This is a genomic window from Sutcliffiella cohnii, from assembly GCF_002250055.1.
In the GTDB taxonomy this organism is placed as follows: domain Bacteria; phylum Bacillota; class Bacilli; order Bacillales; family Bacillaceae_I; genus Sutcliffiella; species Sutcliffiella cohnii.
The window spans coordinates 3,047,433-3,066,418 of the sequence record NZ_CP018866.1; the positions used below are offsets into that span (position 1 = coordinate 3,047,433).

Annotated in this window: 18 protein-coding genes and 1 riboswitch; of the genes, 2 read left to right on the forward strand and 16 right to left on the reverse strand. The window is 35.7% G+C overall.

Annotated features, from left to right (window positions below):
- Positions 1 to 28: 28 nt before the first annotated feature.
- The 7 genes from BC6307_RS15315 to BC6307_RS15345 all read right to left on the reverse strand — a co-directional run bounded on the left by BC6307_RS15315 (position 29) and on the right by BC6307_RS15345 (position 6,601).
- Entirely contained in the window at positions 29 to 1,027 is a 999-nt protein-coding gene (locus tag BC6307_RS15315; RefSeq protein ID WP_066419237.1) for an ABC transporter permease, read from the reverse strand.
- Positions 1,017 to 2,522 (reverse strand): sugar ABC transporter ATP-binding protein, encoded by a 1,506-nt coding sequence (locus BC6307_RS15320; protein WP_066419239.1) that lies wholly within the window; start codon positions 2,520 to 2,522, stop codon positions 1,017 to 1,019. The genes BC6307_RS15315 and BC6307_RS15320 overlap by 11 nt, the downstream gene beginning before the upstream one ends.
- Positions 2,523 to 2,584: 62 nt before the next feature.
- Positions 2,585 to 3,694, reverse strand: a complete 1,110-nt coding sequence (locus BC6307_RS15325) for a sugar ABC transporter substrate-binding protein (protein ID WP_066419242.1) — start codon at positions 3,692 to 3,694, stop codon at positions 2,585 to 2,587.
- Between the two features lie 146 nt (positions 3,695 to 3,840).
- Positions 3,841 to 3,949: riboswitch (SAM riboswitch) on the reverse strand.
- Between the two features lie 124 nt (positions 3,950 to 4,073).
- Entirely contained in the window at positions 4,074 to 4,361 is a 288-nt protein-coding gene (locus BC6307_RS15330) for a hypothetical protein (RefSeq protein WP_066419244.1), read from the reverse strand.
- Between the two features lie 139 nt (positions 4,362 to 4,500).
- Positions 4,501 to 4,920, reverse strand: a complete 420-nt coding sequence (gene arsC, locus BC6307_RS15335) for an arsenate reductase (thioredoxin) (protein WP_066419250.1) — start codon at positions 4,918 to 4,920, stop codon at positions 4,501 to 4,503.
- 24 nt (positions 4,921 to 4,944) lie between these two features.
- A complete protein-coding gene (locus BC6307_RS15340) occupies positions 4,945 to 6,243 on the reverse strand; it encodes an arsenic transporter (protein ID WP_066419252.1) in 1,299 nt (432 codons plus the stop codon).
- 13 nt (positions 6,244 to 6,256) lie between these two features.
- Positions 6,257 to 6,601, reverse strand: coding sequence for an ArsR/SmtB family transcription factor (locus BC6307_RS15345; protein ID WP_066419253.1), 345 nt, complete (start codon positions 6,599 to 6,601; stop codon positions 6,257 to 6,259).
- Between the two features lie 230 nt (positions 6,602 to 6,831).
- Between BC6307_RS15345 and BC6307_RS15350 the strand changes: the two genes are divergently transcribed.
- Together BC6307_RS15350 and BC6307_RS24825 are read left to right on the forward strand one after the other, a co-directional pair.
- Positions 6,832 to 7,443: a class I SAM-dependent methyltransferase gene (locus BC6307_RS15350; protein WP_066419255.1), complete on the forward strand. Its 612-nt coding sequence runs from the start codon at positions 6,832 to 6,834 to the stop codon at positions 7,441 to 7,443.
- Between the two features lie 242 nt (positions 7,444 to 7,685).
- Positions 7,686 to 7,838: a hypothetical protein gene (locus BC6307_RS24825; RefSeq protein ID WP_157076683.1), complete on the forward strand. Its 153-nt coding sequence runs from the start codon at positions 7,686 to 7,688 to the stop codon at positions 7,836 to 7,838.
- A 46-nt stretch (positions 7,839 to 7,884) separates the two neighbouring features.
- On the opposite strand, the gene BC6307_RS15355 is transcribed toward BC6307_RS24825, so the two are convergent.
- The 9 genes from BC6307_RS15355 to BC6307_RS15395 form a co-directional block, all read right to left on the reverse strand.
- Positions 7,885 to 9,348 (reverse strand): SulP family inorganic anion transporter, encoded by a 1,464-nt coding sequence (locus BC6307_RS15355; protein ID WP_066419257.1) that lies wholly within the window; start codon positions 9,346 to 9,348, stop codon positions 7,885 to 7,887.
- 263 nt (positions 9,349 to 9,611) lie between these two features.
- Positions 9,612 to 10,274: a phosphate signaling complex protein PhoU gene (gene phoU / locus BC6307_RS15360; RefSeq protein WP_066419260.1), complete on the reverse strand. Its 663-nt coding sequence runs from the start codon at positions 10,272 to 10,274 to the stop codon at positions 9,612 to 9,614.
- 17 nt (positions 10,275 to 10,291) lie between these two features.
- Complete coding sequence (gene pstB / locus BC6307_RS15365) at positions 10,292 to 11,086, reverse strand: phosphate ABC transporter ATP-binding protein PstB (protein WP_280522908.1); 795 nt, start codon at positions 11,084 to 11,086, stop codon at positions 10,292 to 10,294.
- A gap of 49 nt (positions 11,087 to 11,135) precedes the next feature.
- Complete coding sequence (gene pstA, locus BC6307_RS15370; protein WP_066419265.1) at positions 11,136 to 12,020, reverse strand: phosphate ABC transporter permease PstA; 885 nt, start codon at positions 12,018 to 12,020, stop codon at positions 11,136 to 11,138.
- A 1-nt stretch (position 12,021) separates the two neighbouring features.
- Positions 12,022 to 12,972: a phosphate ABC transporter permease subunit PstC gene (gene pstC, locus BC6307_RS15375; protein ID WP_066419266.1), complete on the reverse strand. Its 951-nt coding sequence runs from the start codon at positions 12,970 to 12,972 to the stop codon at positions 12,022 to 12,024.
- A gap of 88 nt (positions 12,973 to 13,060) precedes the next feature.
- Positions 13,061 to 14,071 carry a PstS family phosphate ABC transporter substrate-binding protein gene (locus BC6307_RS15380; protein WP_066419267.1) on the reverse strand — a complete coding sequence of 337 codons (1,011 nt, stop codon included), beginning with the start codon at positions 14,069 to 14,071 and terminating at the stop codon, positions 13,061 to 13,063.
- Positions 14,072 to 14,360: 289 nt separating this feature from the next.
- Positions 14,361 to 16,469 (reverse strand): peptidoglycan D,D-transpeptidase FtsI family protein, encoded by a 2,109-nt coding sequence (locus BC6307_RS15385; protein ID WP_066419269.1) that lies wholly within the window; start codon positions 16,467 to 16,469, stop codon positions 14,361 to 14,363.
- 108 nt (positions 16,470 to 16,577) lie between these two features.
- The gene (locus tag BC6307_RS15390; RefSeq protein ID WP_066419271.1) at positions 16,578 to 17,861 is read right to left on the reverse strand and encodes an MFS transporter; all 1,284 of its coding nucleotides are present in this window, start codon (positions 17,859 to 17,861) and stop codon (positions 16,578 to 16,580) included.
- Between the two features lie 451 nt (positions 17,862 to 18,312).
- On the reverse strand, positions 18,313 to 18,921 hold the full coding sequence (locus BC6307_RS15395; protein WP_066421067.1) for a superoxide dismutase: 609 nt from the start codon (positions 18,919 to 18,921) through the stop codon (positions 18,313 to 18,315).
- Positions 18,922 to 18,986: the final 65 nt, after the last annotated feature.

Consider the following 18,986-nt stretch of genomic DNA (forward strand, 5'->3'; position numbering starts at 1 on the left):
AGAGGAGGATCTATATTCCTCCTCTTTCTTATTTAAATTTATAATATGTTATCGCTAATGCTAATGCTAGTACTGCTCCTTTTACTATATCCATTGCATAATATGGAACACTCATCATCACTAATCCATTTTGTAGAATACCGATTAATACAGCTCCTATAAATGTCCCAAATGCATTTGGTTTACCAGCCCCAAGAACAGAGTACCCTATAAAAGCTGCCGCAACGGCGTCCATTAAATAAGGGGAACCTGCGTTAATTTCAGCCGTCATGACTCTTGACGCTAATACAATACCACCAAGTGCAGCGAAAAAGGCACTCATCAAGTAAGCAGCTACTTTATATTTGGAAACAGCTATTCCTGATAATCTAGCAGCCTCTGTATTTCCACCAATAACGTACATAGACCTTCCATGCTTCGTAAAGGTTAAAAAAACGTGAACAATAATTACAACAAGTAGCATAATGATAATAATCCAAGGAACTTGCCCAATCCGTGCAAACAATGAACTGATTGCACCTTCTGCGAACGTCCCGTCAGGCATCATCATGTTTTGTGAAACTGTTGCTCCTTTTGTATACGTTAATGCTACACCTTGAATAATAAACATCATTGCTAACGTTAGTAACATATCAGGGATTTTCACTTTCACAATGAAGAAAGCGTTCAAAGCCCCAACTAGTAACGCTGCCGCTAATGCGGATAGTATCGCTACTAATGTATTTTGCGAAAACCATACAAACATCGAAATAACGATAGCATTGGAAAGTGACGCTACCGAACCGACGGACAAATCAAAGCCATTCACTGTTAACGAAATCGTTATTCCAATTGCTATAATGGTAACGATAGATATGGAACGTAAAATACTAATTATATTATTGCTCTGTATAAAAGCGGGTTGTGAAATAGCAAAGAATGCAATTAATAAAATAATAGTTAAAATAGTCCCGTATTTATATAGAAAGGTAAACATATCCCACTTTTTTGTTATTGTCGCTTTTTTGGTAGATAGCTCATTTTCCATTGTCGGTGCCTCCTGTTGCATAATACAATATTTCCTCTTCACTCGTTTCAGAAGTAGTAACCTCTTTCACAATCTTGCCATCATATAAAACGTAAGTGCGGTTCGTTAACCCAATAATTTCTGCTGTTTCACTTGAGGCATAAAGAATTCCTTTCCCCCTCACTGCAAGCTGTTGAATTAATTCAAAAATATCTTTTTTTGCTCCAACATCTATTCCTTTTGTCGGTTCATCAAAAATATAAAGATCTGCATCTGTTAACAACCATTTCCCTATTACAATTTTTTGTTGATTTCCACCAGACAAAAATTGTACTTTTGTTTTAGACGAAGGCGCTTTAACTCCTAAACGATTAATTAACTCATTTGTCTTTTGATTTTCTATCTTTTTATTTAAAAAGTGATATTTATTAGAAACGACATGTAAGTTAGCGGCTGTCATATTTACTGCGACAGATTCAGAAACAAGAACACCTTCTTTCCTTCTCTCTTCTGGAATGAAGGCAATACCTTTAGAAACTGCATCTGTCGGGCTTTTAATCTTTACTTTTTCATTACCAATCATCACTTCACCTGAAGCAATTGGCTCACACCCAAATAAAGCTCTACATAATTCTGATTTACCTGCACCAACTAAACCTGCAATCCCTACTATTTCACCTTTTCTCACATGTAAATGTACATTTAATAACATATTAGAATCTGTTAATCCATTTACCTGTAGCAATGGTTCACCTATAGTAGCCTGACGTTTCGGAAATTGATCATCAAGTTTTTTTCCAAGCATAAGTTCAACTACTTTATTTGGAGTGGTTACATGTATTGCCTCGTGTGCAACTACTTTCCCATTTCTCATCACTGTAATTTCATCACATAACGCAAATATTTCAGGTAAGCGATGAGAGATAAATATAACTCCTACGTTTTTTCTCATTAACTCTCTGACAATTTTAAATAGCTGATCTGTTTCCTTCTTACTTAAACTAGCTGTCGGTTCGTCTAGCAAAAGAAATTTACAATCAGTCGTAAGAGCCCTTGCTATTAACACCATTTGTTTTTCAGCCAGTGTTAAATCCCGCACTAGTTTTGTAGAAGATACTTGCACATCCATGCTTCTTAAAATAGCTTCCGCTTCCTTATGCACTTTCTGCCAATTCACCCAAAATTTTTTCTCTACTTTATGCAACATAACGTTTTCGCCAACTGTTAAATATGGAATTAAACCAGTATCCACTTCTTGATGGACAATTTGGATCCCATATTGTAGAGCCTCTTTTGGCGAATTAACGAAAATTTTTTCTTCATTAATTATGATATCGCCTGTATAGTGGGTGTAACTCCCGGAAAGCACTTTCATTAACGTTGATTTCCCAGCACCATTTGCACCAATTAACGCATGAACTTTACCTGTTTCTGCGATAAAATGAACCTGTTGTAATGCTTTCACTCCAGGGAATTCAATAGAAATATTCTCCATGTTTAGTGTCATTTTCTTCATACTGTTCCCCCATTTGTAAAAGAAAAGGGAACACCCTCAAAAATCGAGAGTGTTTCCATTACTTATTTTGTATAGTGGGCTTTTAATACTTTCATCCATTCCTCTTCGAAGGCAGTTGAAACTCCCCAACCATCAACAATATCCGCTAAGTTAACCATATTAACTGGTTCAGTCGCCGTTTGTAATGCTTCTTGAGAAATTAATGATGCTTCTAAATCGTAAGTATCCGGAGTCTCTTCCCCAGCAAGCTTTTTCGCTAAAATTCTCATATTCACTGCACCAATTAACTTCGGATCAACTGCCGCTGTATATTCCCACGAACTTCCTTCTGATTGAATTTCTTGTAAATCTGCGTTCGAAACGTCGATACCGTAAATTTTTATTTCATCACGGCCAGCTTCTTTTATAGCACGAGCCGCCCCAATAGCGAATGCGTCCCACGTTGCAAAAATAGCATCAATTTCTCCTTTTCCATGCTTGTTTAACATTGCTGCAACAGCGTTTTGCGTTTGTACAGACGTATCTGAAGACGCTACACCAAACCGTTCTAATTCATTTATACCACTGTTTTCGTTTAACACTTGCTGGTATACCGCGTTTCTACGTACCATCGGCGGAAATCCATCTACCCATAAATAAACGATATTTGCTTCGCCATTGTAATCTGCTACTAACTGATCAAGAGCTAATTGAGCTAATGCTTCATCATCCTGCGACGTTAGTGTAACTCCTGAAACAGTAGCAATGTCCGGATTAGAATCAAATGTCACAACACTTTTTCCGTTTTCCGTTAGCTTTTTTACAGCATCTACTGTAGCAGCATCATCACCGTGTGAAATAATAAAACCATCAAAATCTTGATTTAACGCTTGTTCAATAGCATCATGAAATTTAGCAGTATCACCGTTTGCTGTAAAAACGTCAACTTCAAAGCCTAACGCTTCCCCTTCTTCCTTCGCTCCTGCTAAAAACTGAGTCGTATGGTCATCACCACCAATTTTTCGAATGACTTTAATTTTCGCACCTTCCCCGTTAGAAAAACGTTCTGGAACATTGTCAAATGAAACTGGCTCATTACTTCCTTGGTTTGTAGGCTGGTTATTGCTACACCCCGTTAGTATTAATGAAAATGCAAGTGCAGCTACAAAGAATCCTTTTATCCAATTTTTCATTGTTATTTCTCTCCTTTTTCAAGTCTCTTAATACCGACCTATTTCTCTTGATTTACAATCCACTGAGAGGGCTAAAGATATGTAAGTAAAATAAAAAACCTCTCTGATAAAAGAGAGGTTTTAAACGGCATAATCCGGTTTATCCTCTCTTATCTGTCAAAACAATTGCTTGTTTTGCAGGATTTAGCACCAATTCCATTATGGAACGGTTGCTGGGCATCATAGGGCCAGTCCCTCCGCCTCTCTTGATAAGAGATCAAGTATTAAGATTTATAATTTTTATATAACAATACTTTAAACTGTTAAAGTGTAGCTGTCAATGTTTTTTTAATTTTAATTATTTTCAATACAATCCGTTTACACTAAGAGCATCTATTAGTTAATCACAACAACAATTTAATTCTAATCCTTCAAAAACTAGCGCTTCGCCGTAAGGTCCTTCCTCAACTTTAAGAGTAACCCCTTTTAATAGTGACTCTACCTCTGGCTCCATCGCTATATTAATTTCATTAATCGTTACCACAATATCATCTTTTTTCGGATTATCTAATGAAATGCCTACTGGCGTATCTCCACATGTTGAATTATGAAATAATCGAACATTGTTTGCTTCATGTTCTTCTAATATATTTTCTAAAGCGATTTTTGCTTCATTTGAAATGTTCATATTTCATCCCACCTACATTTGTTAATGTCACTTTTACTATTTTCGGCTTTTAACAAATAAATGTAAAGAAATATGCTTTTCCTTAAAAATATCCAGACAAAAAAACAGCAACCCCTCATTTGGAGTTACTGTCTTTTAATTACTTACCTGTATCAGCAAATTGCTTTATGCGATCTCCAATTTCGTCACGAACTCGTTGGAAAAATGCCCATTTTTCTTCATCAGAACCTTCTGCCTTCGCCGGGTCATCAAATCCCCAATGAACTCTTTCCTTATTTGGAGGAGTTGCTGGACAAATATCATTAGCATGACCACATAAAGTAACAACTAAATCTGCTTTCTTTAAAATATCAGGGTCAATTGTATCCGAAGTTTGATTAGAAATATCAACACCAGCTTCATTCATCGCCTTTACTGCGTTAGGGTTCACACCATGTGCTTCAATCCCCGCACTGTAAACTTCCCACTCATCGCTTAAATATTTCTTTCCCCAACCTTCTGCCATTTGGCTTCTGCAAGAATTTCCTGTACATAAAAAGTAAATTGTTTTTTTGCTCATTTGTTTTATCTCCTTTTATTGTAATTAGCCAATAATTAATAGCCAAATATATAAACCAATTAAGGTTATGAATAAAGTTGGGACTGTTAAAATAATTCCTACTTTGAAATAATAGCCCCAAGTAATTTTTACACCTTTTAAGTTAAGTACATGTAACCAAAGTAGTGTAGCAAGCGACCCAATCGGTGTAATTTTTGGTCCTAAGTCAGAACCGATAATATTGGCATAAATGAGAGCTTCTCGTATTACACCCGAAGTATTTGTATCTTGAATTGCAATTGCATCTATCATAACAGTCGGCATATTATTCATAACAGATGATAGAATAGCAGCAATGAATCCCATCGAAATTGTTGCGACGAATAATCCTTGATCTGCAGCTTTTTGAATTACATCTGTTAACACCGAAGTTAAACCTACATTCCTTAAACCATACACAACGACATACATTCCTATAGAGAAAAACACAATTGCCCATGGAGCACCTTTTAATATCTTCGTCGTTTCAATTGCATCACTTGTTCTACTAATAAATAAGAAAATAATAGCTACTGTTGCTGCGACGAACGAAACAGGAATTCCACTGAACTCACTTACGAAATATCCAATTAATAAAAATGCTAATGCATACCATGAAAGCTTAAATAACTTTTTATCTTTAATTGCTTCAACCGGTTCCTTCAAATGAGTGGCATCATATGTTTTTGGGATGCTTTTACGGAAAAACAAATATAGAACTACGATACTAGCACCGAGAGAAAAGAAGTTAGGCACAATCATTCGAGATGCATATTCTACAAAACCTATTTGGAAAAAATCAGCCGACACGATGTTTACTAAGTTACTTACGACTAACGGTAAAGAAGCCGTATCTGCGATAAACCCACTTGCCATAATAAATGGAAGAATCATCTTTTCTTTAAAATTTAAGTTGCGGACCATCGCAAGTACGATTGGTGTTAATATTAATGCTGCCCCATCATTCGCAAAAAAGGCAGCTACAACCGCTCCTAACAACGATATATAGACAAACATTCTCACACCTGACCCTTTTGCAAACCTAGCCATATGAAGTGCAGACCATTCAAAAAATCCAATTTCATCTAGTATTAAAGAAATGATAATTAACGCAACAAAAGTAAGTGTTGCATTCCATACAATTCCAGTTACATCCCAAACATCTTGGAGTGAAACAACTCCTACTACTAGTGCAATAAGCGCACCAACACAAGCCGACCAACCGATGGAAAGCCCTCTTGGTTGCCATATAACAAAGATGAGTGTCGCAATAAAAATTGCAGACGCTAAAATAATATTTAACAACTGTATTCCCCCATTACTTACATGAAATTCGAAGTCCTTTTACTTCTAATTCATCCATTTTTTCTTGAAGATTAGGCACATGAGATAGAATGGATTTTAGAAGCGGATAATGATCATGTTGATCATTTAAAGAGTAAATAATCCATTGTCCTCTTCTTGATTCTTTTACTAAGCCGATATCCTTCAATTTTCGTAAATGTTGACTTATGGAAGGTTGACTCATTTTAAAAATTTCAACAAACTCACACACACAACATTCATGATGTTGCATTAGAGCAACCATCGATAAACGCGTTTTATCACTTAAAGCCTTTAGAGTTATAGCAGCATTTTCGATATGGTCTAAAGATTCGCTCATAGTATACCCCTTTCTTCTCCAATTCACATAACCAAATACTTATATAATCGAACGTTTATATAATAAAACACTTATATGTATTTTTCAATAGAAAACATATTAAGTTATTGTAAATTATTATTTAGCTTTTTTATCTGCTCTAACCAAATTTATCATCTTGTTCAAGTTTTCATCTATAAAGGTAAACTGATATAATAACATCAAAATAATAAAAAGTGGTGAAAAGAACCATGCTTGAATTGACAGATGAACGTGTTGTACCCGAAAAAATGAAACTAACAAACGGTTTACTTTTAGAGCATTTAGCTCGCTACCACTTTACTATTCCTTTTTTACACGGAAGAGTATTAGACTTTGCTTGCGGTTCTGGATATGGAACTCACATAATGGCAAAAATAGCAAAGAAAAAAGTGACAGAAGTTGTTGGTATAGATATAAGCGAAGAAACAATAATGTACGCAAAAAAAACATACTACCACCCGAAATCATCGTTTATTGTTGGAGATGTAGCGAACCCTAATTTACCTTCCAATTTAGGTAATTTTGATTGTATCGTAAGCTTTGAAACTTTAGAACATGTGAAACAGGAAGAGCAGTTTCTTCTTAATATTTACAACATGTTAAAACCAGGAGGTATATTAATATTATCTACTCCTTTCGGACAAGGTCGAGGATACCCAACAAATGAGCCGTATCACGTTCATCAATTATCACGAGAAGAGTTTTTTAACTTATTTCCTACTTATGACGAGGTTAATTTTTTCTATCAAAAGGGAGTTCTAGTTGTTCCTAAAAATGACTCAACCGATTACCCGATTGGCATTGTTGTTTGCAAAAAATAAAGCGAAGCATAAGTAAAAGGTTTTACTCAATACTTATTAGTAGAACGTTAACCACCTTCGCTTTTATTCTACTTACAATGAAGGTGGCGACAAACGGTTAAGATAGTTCAAAAATTGTAATTTATTTTTGACAAGAACCCCTTAAGTTTTCTGACAATTATTTTGTCATCTATTCGTTAATATGTTAAAATAAAGGTATATAGAAAGCGCTTTCAACTCTTAAGTGAAAGGTGTTGCTGACTATGATGGACTATCAATACAGAAGAAAAGCCTTGCAAAGCTTAAAAACTGAAAAAGAAGAAGTAAAGCAAGAATTTAAAAATGAGTATGCGAAGTCAAAATCTCTTTTAGCAACAATTATTTCATTTTTTCCATTTGTCAATCACAGTTCATAATACAACCAAAGGCACTCCTAACTAAAGGAGTGCCTTCTCGTTTAATTTAGTGTCCTGAAGTAGCAGATAATCCAATTCGATTTACTAATGCTTCACTTTCTGGATTCATTCCTACAATTGTTACTTTTTTATTATACTTTTGATACTTAGCTATAGTTTTGCCAATGGCAACTACAGCAGATTGATCCCAAATATGGGAAGTAGAGAAGTCAATTACAACTTCCTCAGGATCATTTTGATAATCAAATAAATCAACAAAATGACTCATCGTTCCAAAGAACATTTGCCCTTGGATACGGTATACTTTCTTATCGTTGTCCATCATACCATGTGCCTTAATTTTTGCCATTCTCCAACCGAAGATTAAAGCACTTATTACAACACCTGCAAAAACACCTTTTGCTAAATCGTGAGTGTAAACGACAATCGCAACAGTTACAATCATTACAAAAGCATCCGCTCTTGGTGTTTTAGGTAATTCACGTATAGATTGCCAATCAAATGTTCCAATAGAAACCATTACCATTACACCAACTAATGCTGCCATTGGTATTTGAATAACAACGTCCCTTAATACCATTATTAAAAATAATAAAAACACTCCTGCTACTAATGCGGAGAGACGACCACGTCCACCAGATTTAACGTTAATAACAGACTGTCCAATCATTGCACAACCTGCCATCCCACCGAAAAATCCTGTTACGATGTTCGCAATACCCTGCCCTTTCATTTCACGGTTTTTATTGCTTTTCGTTTCTGTCATTTCGTCTACAATTGTTGCTGTTAATAGTGACTCTAAATTACCAACGAGCGCTAAAGTGAATGCATAAGGTAAAATGATCATAAGAGTTTCTAATGAAAGTTCTACCATTGGTATATGAAATATAGGTAGTGCTCTCGTAATTTCCCCTTGATCACCGACAGTTGCTAATCCAAACCCTCCACCAAATACGACAATCGCTGTTATAACGACAATGGCAGCCAATGCAGAAGGAATAGCTTTTGTAAAGCGAGGTAAAATATAAATAATTGCTAACGTCGCTATCACAAATCCTACCATTGATAATGAACCACCATTTTCAGGCATAAAGTGTACGAGCTGAGCCATAAAGATTAAAATCGCTAGTGCGTTAACGAAACCTATAATAACTGCTTGTGGTAAAAACGAAATATATTTTCCAAGTTTAAACACACCCATTAATATTTGAATGATTCCTGTTAATATAGTCGCAGCAAATAAGTATTCAATCCCATGATCGGCGACTAACGTAACCATTAATAGTGCCATCGCACCTGTTGCCGCTGAAATCATTCCTGGCCGTCCTCCAGTAAATGCTATGACGACAGCGATACAAAAAGATGCATAAAGCCCTACCATTGGGTCTACACCTGCGATAATAGAAAAGGCAATTGCCTCAGGAATAAGTGCTAAAGCAACCGTTATACCTGCTAAAACATCACCGCGAATGTTTCCAAACCATTCTTGTTTTAAGTTTGCTATATCCATAGCACACCTCTTTCTATATGTTTTTTTTTTGACTTTCTACTCTCAAGAAAGTCAGGGCCGTTTACAACAAGAGAAATGATACCACAATCCTCACATTTATTAAAACGCCAAAGTAAACGAATTCAGAGCGATTTATCATTCCTTTTCTCCTTATTTCTCCCTTTTTCACACTAACTTCACAAAATAGACAAACTTTCATAAGTGAATTTTACTGAATATTATAAACAACAAAAAAAGAAGCAGAGTTTCCCCCACTTCTCCCATTAAACATTTAATTCATAATGCTTACCTTTTACTAAATAAAATACACTCTCTGAAATATTTGTTGTATGATCAGCAATTCTTTCTAAAAAACGGCATATAAAACTTAGTTGGGTAATTTGATGAATCATATCTTTATTTTCTACCGTAAGAGAAATTAACTCTTTTATGTTCTCTCCATAAAGTGCATCCACTTCGTCGTCCATTTCGGCAACTTTTTTCGCTAAAACAACATCTTCGTCGTAGTAGGCTTTAAGTGCTAACGAGAACATTTTCGTAACGATACTATACATTTTTTCGATTTTTTCCATTGGAATAACGAAAGGATCTTTTTCACCTATCCGTATCGTTGACTTTGCAATGTTTACACCGAAGTCAGCAATTCTTTCTACATCAGTAGATATTTTAATTGCGACAATAATTCTTCTTAAGTCAATTGCTACAGGTTGCTGTTTCGCAATTAACATGATGGAAGTATCATTTATTTCTTCATCTAATTTATCTACACGATTATCATCTTCAATAACTTGTAAGGCACTTTCAATATTTCTAGTCTGTAATGCTGTAAATGATTTATCAACTGCAATTTCTGCTAAACTACCTAACTCTAATAATTTATTTCGTAACGACTCTAAATCAATATCAAATTTTCCGCGAACTGACATTTATCCCCACTCCTTTATTATCCGAAACGGCCTGTAATATAATCTTCTGTACGTTTATCATTTGGGTTAGAAAAGATTTTATTTGTTTGATCAAATTCGATTACTTCTCCATTTAAGAAAAATGCCGTTATATCGGAAATACGAGCTGCTTGTTGCATATTATGAGTTACAATGATGATGCTGTAATCTTTCTTTAGTTCTTGAACTAGTTCTTCTACTTTTAGAGTAGAGATTGGATCAAGTGCACTCGTCGGTTCGTCCATTAAAATTACGTCTGGTTCAATCGCTAAACAACGAGCGATACAAAGACGTTGCTGCTGACCACCAGATAATCCGTATGCATTTTCGTTTAGACGGTCTTTTACTTCATCCCAAATAGCCGCTCCACGTAAACTTTTTTCTACAATTTCATCTAATATTTTTTTATTTTTAATTCCGTGCGTTCTCGGTCCGTATGCGATGTTATCGTATATCGATTTTGGAAATGGATTCGGCTTTTGGAACACCATTCCCACGTAAGTTCTTAACTCTTCCACTTTATATGATTTTTGAAAAATACTTTGCTCACGATACGTTATGTCTCCAGAAATACGAACAGTTGGAACTAACTCTACCATTCGGTTTAACGTTTTAATATACGTAGATTTACCACAACCTGAAGGTCCGATAATTGCCGTAACTTCATTTTCATTGATTTCTAGATTAATATTTTTTAATGCATGATCATTCCCGTACCATAAATTTAAATCCTTCGTGTTATATACAACTTTCTTTTGTTCAGGTAACCCTTGTACATCCACTTGGACTTCCATATCTTTTTTTAACTGTGTGGCTAATACCATTGTTTATCCCTCCGTTAGATTAATATCGTTGTTGAAATTTATTACGAATAAAGATGGCTATTGAATTCATCGCGAATAACACAAATAGTAAAACAACAATTGTGGCAGCAGCTAAATTTGCATATTCAGCAACAAGTGCAGCGTCCACCGTCCAATAATAAATTTGCATCGGTAAAACGGTAAATTTATCAAAAATCCCACCCGGAAACGGTATTAATAATGCTGGAATACCGATAACAACTAACGGCGCAGTTTCACCTATCGCTCTTGATAGTGCTAATATCGTACCAGTTAAAATTCCAGGTAATGCAGCTGGCAATACAACTTTGATAATAGTTTGCCATTTAGTTGCACCCATCGCATACGATGCCTCTCTTAAAAAGGAAGGTACAGCACGAATCGCTTCTTGACTTGATACAACGACAATCGGTAATACTAGAAGTGCCATCGTTAAACCACCAGCTAATATAATATTTCCTAGCCCAGCAGCTCGAACGAAAATAGTTAACCCTAAAATACCAAAAACGATAGATGGGACACCGGCTAAGTTTGATATGTTTGTTTGGATAAAGGACTGGAATTTACTCTTTTTTGCATATTCTTCTAAATATATTGCTGTTCCAACTCCAAGGAATAACGTAATTGGAGCAACAACGATCATTAACCAAACAGTACCTAAGATGGCTCCCATAATACCAGCTCTCTCAGGCATCGTAGATAACTTATTCGTTAAAAAGGATAAGTCAATCCAACCAATACTTTGAGAAATAACTCGGTAAAATAAAACAACTAAAACTACTAAACCTACTATAGTTGATAAGAAAAACAATGTTTTTAAAATTTGATTGAATAATAGTCGAGAAGACATTTTCTTTTGTACTTGAGCTGAATCAATATATTTCATATTAATATTCCTCCCTAAATTTACGAGAGATGTATTGAGCTAACATATTCATCACGAGAGTAAATACAAATAACGTCATTGCAACAGCATATAGACTGTAATATAAAGTTGATCCGGCTGGAGCGTCTCCTCCTGTTACTTCGACAATATAAGCAGTCATCGTTTGCATAGATTGCGTTAAATCAAATGTAAAGTTTTTTGAACTACCACTCGCAATTGTTACAATCATTGTCTCGCCTATTGCTCGGGAAATAGCTAGTACAAAAGAAGCAATAATTCCAGACATAGCAGCAGGAACCACTACTTTCCATGATACTTCTAGTTTTGTAGCACCTAATGCCAATGCACCTTCTCTCATTGATTTAGGTACAGAACTCATTGCATCCTCTGATAGAGATGCAACCATTGGAATAATCATGATCCCCATTACAATACCCGGACTGAGGATGTTAGATGGCTCAAGACCTGGTATAAATGATCTTAATAGAGGAGTGACAAACGTTAAAGCAAAAAATCCATATACGATCGTTGGAATTCCTGCTAACACTTCAAGAATTGGTTTTAAAGCTTTTCTTACTCTTTCTGACGCATATTCACTTAAATAAACAGCAGACATTAATCCAATCGGAATCGCGACACACATCGCAATAAGGGAGGACATTAATGTTCCTGCAATTAAAGGTAAAATACCGAATTGAGCATTTTCACCTAAAGGCTTTAATACTGTGCCTGTATAAAATTCCACAAACGGTACTCTTTTAAAAAATTCAAATGTTTCCGTTATGAGTGTGAGAATAATACCAATTGTCGTTAATACAGAAATAATAGCAATTACTAATAAAAGTTTAGGCATTACCGTTTCTAAAATTTTGTGCATGTTTACAGTATTTTTATTTTTCTTTATTAATTCTCTAACATTAGCTTTTTTTACGTTAGTTGTTACTTCTGGCATTTTTGAAGACCCCTTTCATCTAAGCGCCAAAGATTAACAGATAAGAAGATGAGTAACGTAACTGTACCCACCTTCTCCTATTGCTTTATTATTTAAGAGCTTCTAGCTCACTAACTACTTTATCAATTTCTTCAGATGGAAGTGGAGCAAATCCAGTCTCTCCAGCTACATCATTGACAGATTTCATCGCGTAAATTGCGAAGTCTAATACTTGTGGTTTTTCTTTCGCATGATCCACATTTAAGTAAGTGAATACTGGGCGAGTGAAGTTTGCATATGCGCCATCTTCTTTAATAGTATCTAAGGAAGGTTCTACAGGACCGTTACCAAAGTCTACTTTTACTGCTGTTAATTTATCAGTATTATTTGCATAGTAGCCGTATCCGAAGAATCCGATAGCGTTTTTATCTTTTGAAATTAAATCTACTAAAGTAGAATATTCTTGTTGTAAGTTAACATCGCTAGATAAATCTTCTTTACCTAAGATTACTTCCCAGAAAAACTCATACGTACCATGGTTTTCGTTAGGACCGTAAGTGTTAATTGGCTCATTTGGGAAATCTGGACGTACATCTGACCAGTTTTCTTTACCAGTTGAAGCTAAGAAAATATCGATAATTTCTTGTTCAGTTAATTCAGTAGCCCAATCGTTTTCAGGGTGTACTACAAATGTTAAGCCGTCTAAAGCTACTTTTAATTCTTTTACTTCCATTCCAAGTGCATCTGCTTCAGCTTGTTCTTCATCTTTAATTTGGCGGGATGCATCGTTGAAATCCGTTCCGTTTTCAACTAAAAACTTTTTAAATCCAGCACTTGTACCCGCTCTACTTACTTCAACAGATACTCCTTCTTGCTCATTAATCATGTAGTTTTCAGCTAATTTAGCCATTAAAGGATAAACAGTACCTGATCCGTCGATAACTACGCTTCCTTCTAACTCTGCAGAAGCTTCTCCACTTCCTGGATCACCACTACCAGAATTACTGTTACCTGTGTTGTTGGTTCCTCCGTTGCCATTCGTGTCACTACTACAAGCAACTGCAAATAGAGCGATTGCTATCATTGAAATTAGTAAAAATAAACGTCTCATGTTTTTCATTCTTTTTTCCCCCTACTTGTAATGAATGTTTTTTGTTTTGTCCTACAAGAATAAGAATAAACCTGATGTATTAATGAGGTATTAATAGAGTGTGAAATGAATGTAAATGTTTTGTAAAAGAGAGTTAAAGAAGGAATATTTTCTAATCTATTGGGAAGTAGCATATCTAAAAACAGCGTGCAGTTAATTAAATCCCGTTACCTGTTAAATAAAATCGAACCGCTGTTACTAACTGAAGCCTTAGCACAAAAAAACGAGATTCGATAGAATCTCGTTTCAGCAAACATAATTATTCTTCTGTATCTTCATCTTCCTCTGACTCTTCGTCATCCTTGGAACTATTAACATTTCCCTTTATTCTTTCTTCTTTTAGATCGAAATATGTTTTCATTACTTTATCGCCTAGACGAGTGCTTACACCGCCTCGAATAGTACCACCAACTACTGCTGCATCAGGTACGACAACCGCAAAGGCGATTTCTGGATTATCGTATGGAGCATACCCTACAAGGCTGTAAGTTAATGTACCTCTCCCCGTTTCCGCTGTACCTGTTTTTCCAGCAGGCTTATATTGTTTAGCAGTCGAACTACTAGCTGTTCCCCTACTACCAAAATAAACTCGTCTAAATCCTTCCTGGACTCGTTTAATTTGATCATCCGGCATGTCAATTCTGTTTAATACTTCCGGTTTAAATGGTTGCAATACTGGTCCTAGCTCATCTTCTGAAACTGGCTCACGTATTTCACGAACTATTTGTGGTTTTAAACGATACCCGCCATTTGCAATAGTAGAGACGTATTGTGCTAATTGTAATGTTGTATATAAATCATACTGCCCAATTGCTAAGTCCATTAGTTTCCCTGGTATTGTTTCAGATCCAGCGAACCCGGACGATTCAGCTGGCAAGTCAATTCCTGTCCTCACACCTAGACCAAACTGATTAAAGTAATAGCGTACTCGATCGAATCCAGCCGGATCAATCGGGAGTGGTTGACCATATTGATAATTACCATTGGCAATTCTAATTGCAGTTCGGAACATATAAACGTTGGAAGAACGTTCTAACGCAGTTAAATCATCAATATTACCCATGTTTTGCCACGAACCTTTCGGTCGGTCCTGCGCTACTTTCAGTGGTGTATCATAAAGAACTGTCCCAGGAGAAATAACTCCTGTCTCATAACCCGTTAATACCGTCGCACCTTTTACCGTTGACCCGGCATGATATGCTTCCTGGAAAGTTCCACGGGCATGGTCTAACACCTCGTAGCCACCATTCTCGTCCTTCGTTAACACTTTCCCAGCTAAAGAAAGTACTTCCCCAGTGTTGGGGTCTAAAATAACGACAAAGGCACGGTCTAATCTAGCTGCCTGGGCTAATTTTTTCTCTTCCAGTAATTCGTTTGTTATTACTTCTTCAATACGTTGCTGAAGCTCAATATCGATTGAAAGGACGAGGTCTTTTCCTCGCTGACCTTCAAAAACGGTTTCTTGATGTAGTAATTTACCTGATTGATCGGTAACATTTCTAATTCTAGCCTTTTGTCCTCGTAACACTTGCTCGTATTCCGCTTCAATAAAACTAGTTCCTACTCGATCATTTCGGCTATAACCTTTTGCTAAATACTCTGATAAACGCTCACTAGGTAGTCCTTGATCAGATGTTGTTATATTTCCAAGTAAAGTTCTTAATGTAGACCCGTAAATCATTTTACGATTCCAATCCACCGTCGTATCAACACCTGGAAATTCACTTAATCTTTCACTAATAATAGCAATTTCTTCATCAGATACATCTGTGTTTTTAATGATTTGAGGAGTTAGAGCATATCCTCTATTCATTGCACGGAAGATTGCTAAAACTTTTAATTCATCTTTTGTAAAGGATTCATACTGTTGTTCCGTAATTCTTTCTATTTGTAACCTATACAAGTCACTTTCTACTAGTTCTCCTTCGGTAACTTTTTGTCTATCTTCATCTGTAATCAGCTCTTTTGCTTCTTCTTCATTTTTTAATAACCAGAAGTCTTTTTTATCTCTCACTTGAATTTTATCAATCATTTCTTCTGTTACTTCTATTACTGTAGCTAATTTTTCAGCAACTTCTAATTGTTCTTTTGTACTCCCCGTTCTTGTGTACGTTATCGCATTTAAAGGTTCATTATCAACCACGATATCACCATTTCGGTCATACACCTTCCCCCGTGGAACAGGAGTGTTGACTGTAATATTTTCTGTACGATCGACTTCTACTCGGTATTTTTCACCGTAAACAATTTGGACGAATCCTAATCGCAAAATTAATGCCGAAAACAGTAAAAACACGACAAAAAATAATAAGTTCAAACGATACGGAATTATATTCTTTTTCTTCTTATTTTGCTTTTTATTAGTCATAGCACTACACCTTTTTCGTTTTACAAAAGTAAGAAGCACCACTTAGGCTGGTGCCCTCTTTTTATATTGTATTAGAAAACGTGAACTTTTTCTATAAATAAATATTAACTATGGTGTAGTTTCTCCTTCTCCATCCCTTAAAGTTGCCACAACAGGGTCAGGATGATCTTTTTTCGGAGGTTCTGTTAAATGTACATTGCGAATCCAGAAGTAAATGATAGTATGGCCAAGTCCTATCACTGCCATCAATACTGGTATACTTTTTGCTTCATCAAACATCGTAACAGCGAATAAAAATAAAAGTATTGATGTGGCTCTTCCACCATTTAAAAATAATTCTCGAACAACAATATACTCTATTCTCATTTTTCCAGCATTTGGGCTCTTTCCAATGACATCATACGTTAAAGATATATACGGCACTAAAAGAATTGGGTAAGCAATTGCAATCACAACGGCATAAATAATTAGTTTAGTGTACGTCAGATTAAATATTAATAGAAAAACAGCTAAATACAGAAGGATACCACCTATTAAAATAGACTTTTTCCTCATGTTCTTTTTTATTAGGCGCGTTGCTAAATAATACGTAATAAATGAAACTCCCGAGTTTACTAAACCGTATGTACCTAAAGCCATTTCACTTTCTGTCGTAATGAATATTAATACCGAAACGACAAAAATAAACGTACCTTCGCGAATACCTTGGAAAAAGTGTGCATTCGTAATATTTCTCCAGTTGCTATTTCTTTTTCGTTCCTTTAATACAAAAAACAGTTCATAGCTACCTTCTGCACCTCTTCTTTTTAAAAAGAAACTTAGAAGTACAGCTGCGGAAAATAAAACGAGAGAAATCGTAAAGATTGTCGTATAACCTGTGAATTTTTCCATTTTCGAGATGATGTAACCTGCGGAAAAAGGACCAATCATTCCACCAAGGGAAGTCATAATCCCTAAAAATCCATTAAAAAAATCTCGGGTTTCAGGCTCCGTGATTTCGAATGTTAAAACATTAAATGCTAACCAGTAAAAACCATATCCTATTCCTAATAACCCACCTAACAAAAGTAAATAGGTTGATGCTTGTTCTCCAATAAAAAGTACCATTAAATAGAAAATAGCTAAAAAGATAACACCTAGCCGCAACACAATGACACGATCAATTTTTTTGGCCCATCTTCCTGCTAGTATAAAAGTTAGCGGTTGAAAGACGACGATTGCTAAATTGTACAATCCTAAATCTTTAAATTCTCCTGATTGCTTCCATAAATAAACGTTCACAAACGTGTTCGATAGGGCAATACTTAATGAATAAAGCCCTCCTATACAGAGAAGTAATATTAAGGCTTTATTTACTTCTACATCACCAAAGATTTTTTTAATTCCAACCATTTTAATTCTCGCTCCTTTAACTTAACATTATTTTGTCTTAAAGGTAGCAGAGATATGTACTTTTTTTCGGATTGTTTCTAATGGCTTTAGTATAATGATACAAGTAAGTCCGTTTCACTTCGCTACAGACACTTGCTTTCCGCGGGGAGGGAGTCGAGCCTCCTCGGCTTTGCCTGTGGGGTCTCGACCTTCCCTCTACCTCCCGCTGGAGTCAAGTGTCTTCCGCTCCGTTCCACTAACTGTTCTATATCTTTGAGCTAGACTTCGTTTAAATTAATACTATGATATGTTTAAGCTTATTTTCAGTTTAATGGTGCAAATTTAACTTCATGAAGAAAGTTGGATTTCTTTACTTTCGGAAAGATAACTAAAAACTCATTTTAAAATTTCGTACAAGTGGCACAAAAAAGAAGCCTTCACGTAAGTAGAGGCTTCTTTTTTGATTCATTTATTATTTTGCTTTTCCGTATAATTCGCCAACAACATCCCAGTTAATTACGTTAAAGAATGCAGAGATGTAGTCTGGACGACGGTTTTGGTAGTTTAAGTAGTAAGCATGCTCCCAAACGTCTAAACCTAAAACAGGAGTTTTACCTTCCATTAATGGAGAGTCTTGGTTTGGAGTGCTTGTTACTTCTAATTCACCGTTATTTACTACTAACCATGCCCAGCCAGAACCGAAACGAGTAGTAGCAGCTTTTGTGAATTCTTCTTTGAAGCTTTCTAAGCTACCAAATTTACTGTTAATTGCATCTGCTAATTCACCAGTCGGTGCATTAGATCCACCTGGAGTTAAAAGTGTCCAGAATAAACTGTGGTTTGCATGTCCACCACCGTTATTTCTAACAGCTGTACGGATGTTTTCAGGAACAGCGTCTAAGTTAGAAATTAACTCTTCAACAGACTTACTTTGTAAATCTGCATGTCCTTCTAATGCAGCATTTACATTTGTTACGTAAGTGTTATGGTGTTTTGTGTGGTGAATGTTCATTGTTTCCTTGTCAATATGTGGTTCTAATGCATCATAAGCGTAAGGTAATTGTGGTAATTCGTATGCCATTTTAAATCTCCTCCTAATTTATGTACAAATTTTGAACTAATTAGTTCCAATTTCAGATTACCAAA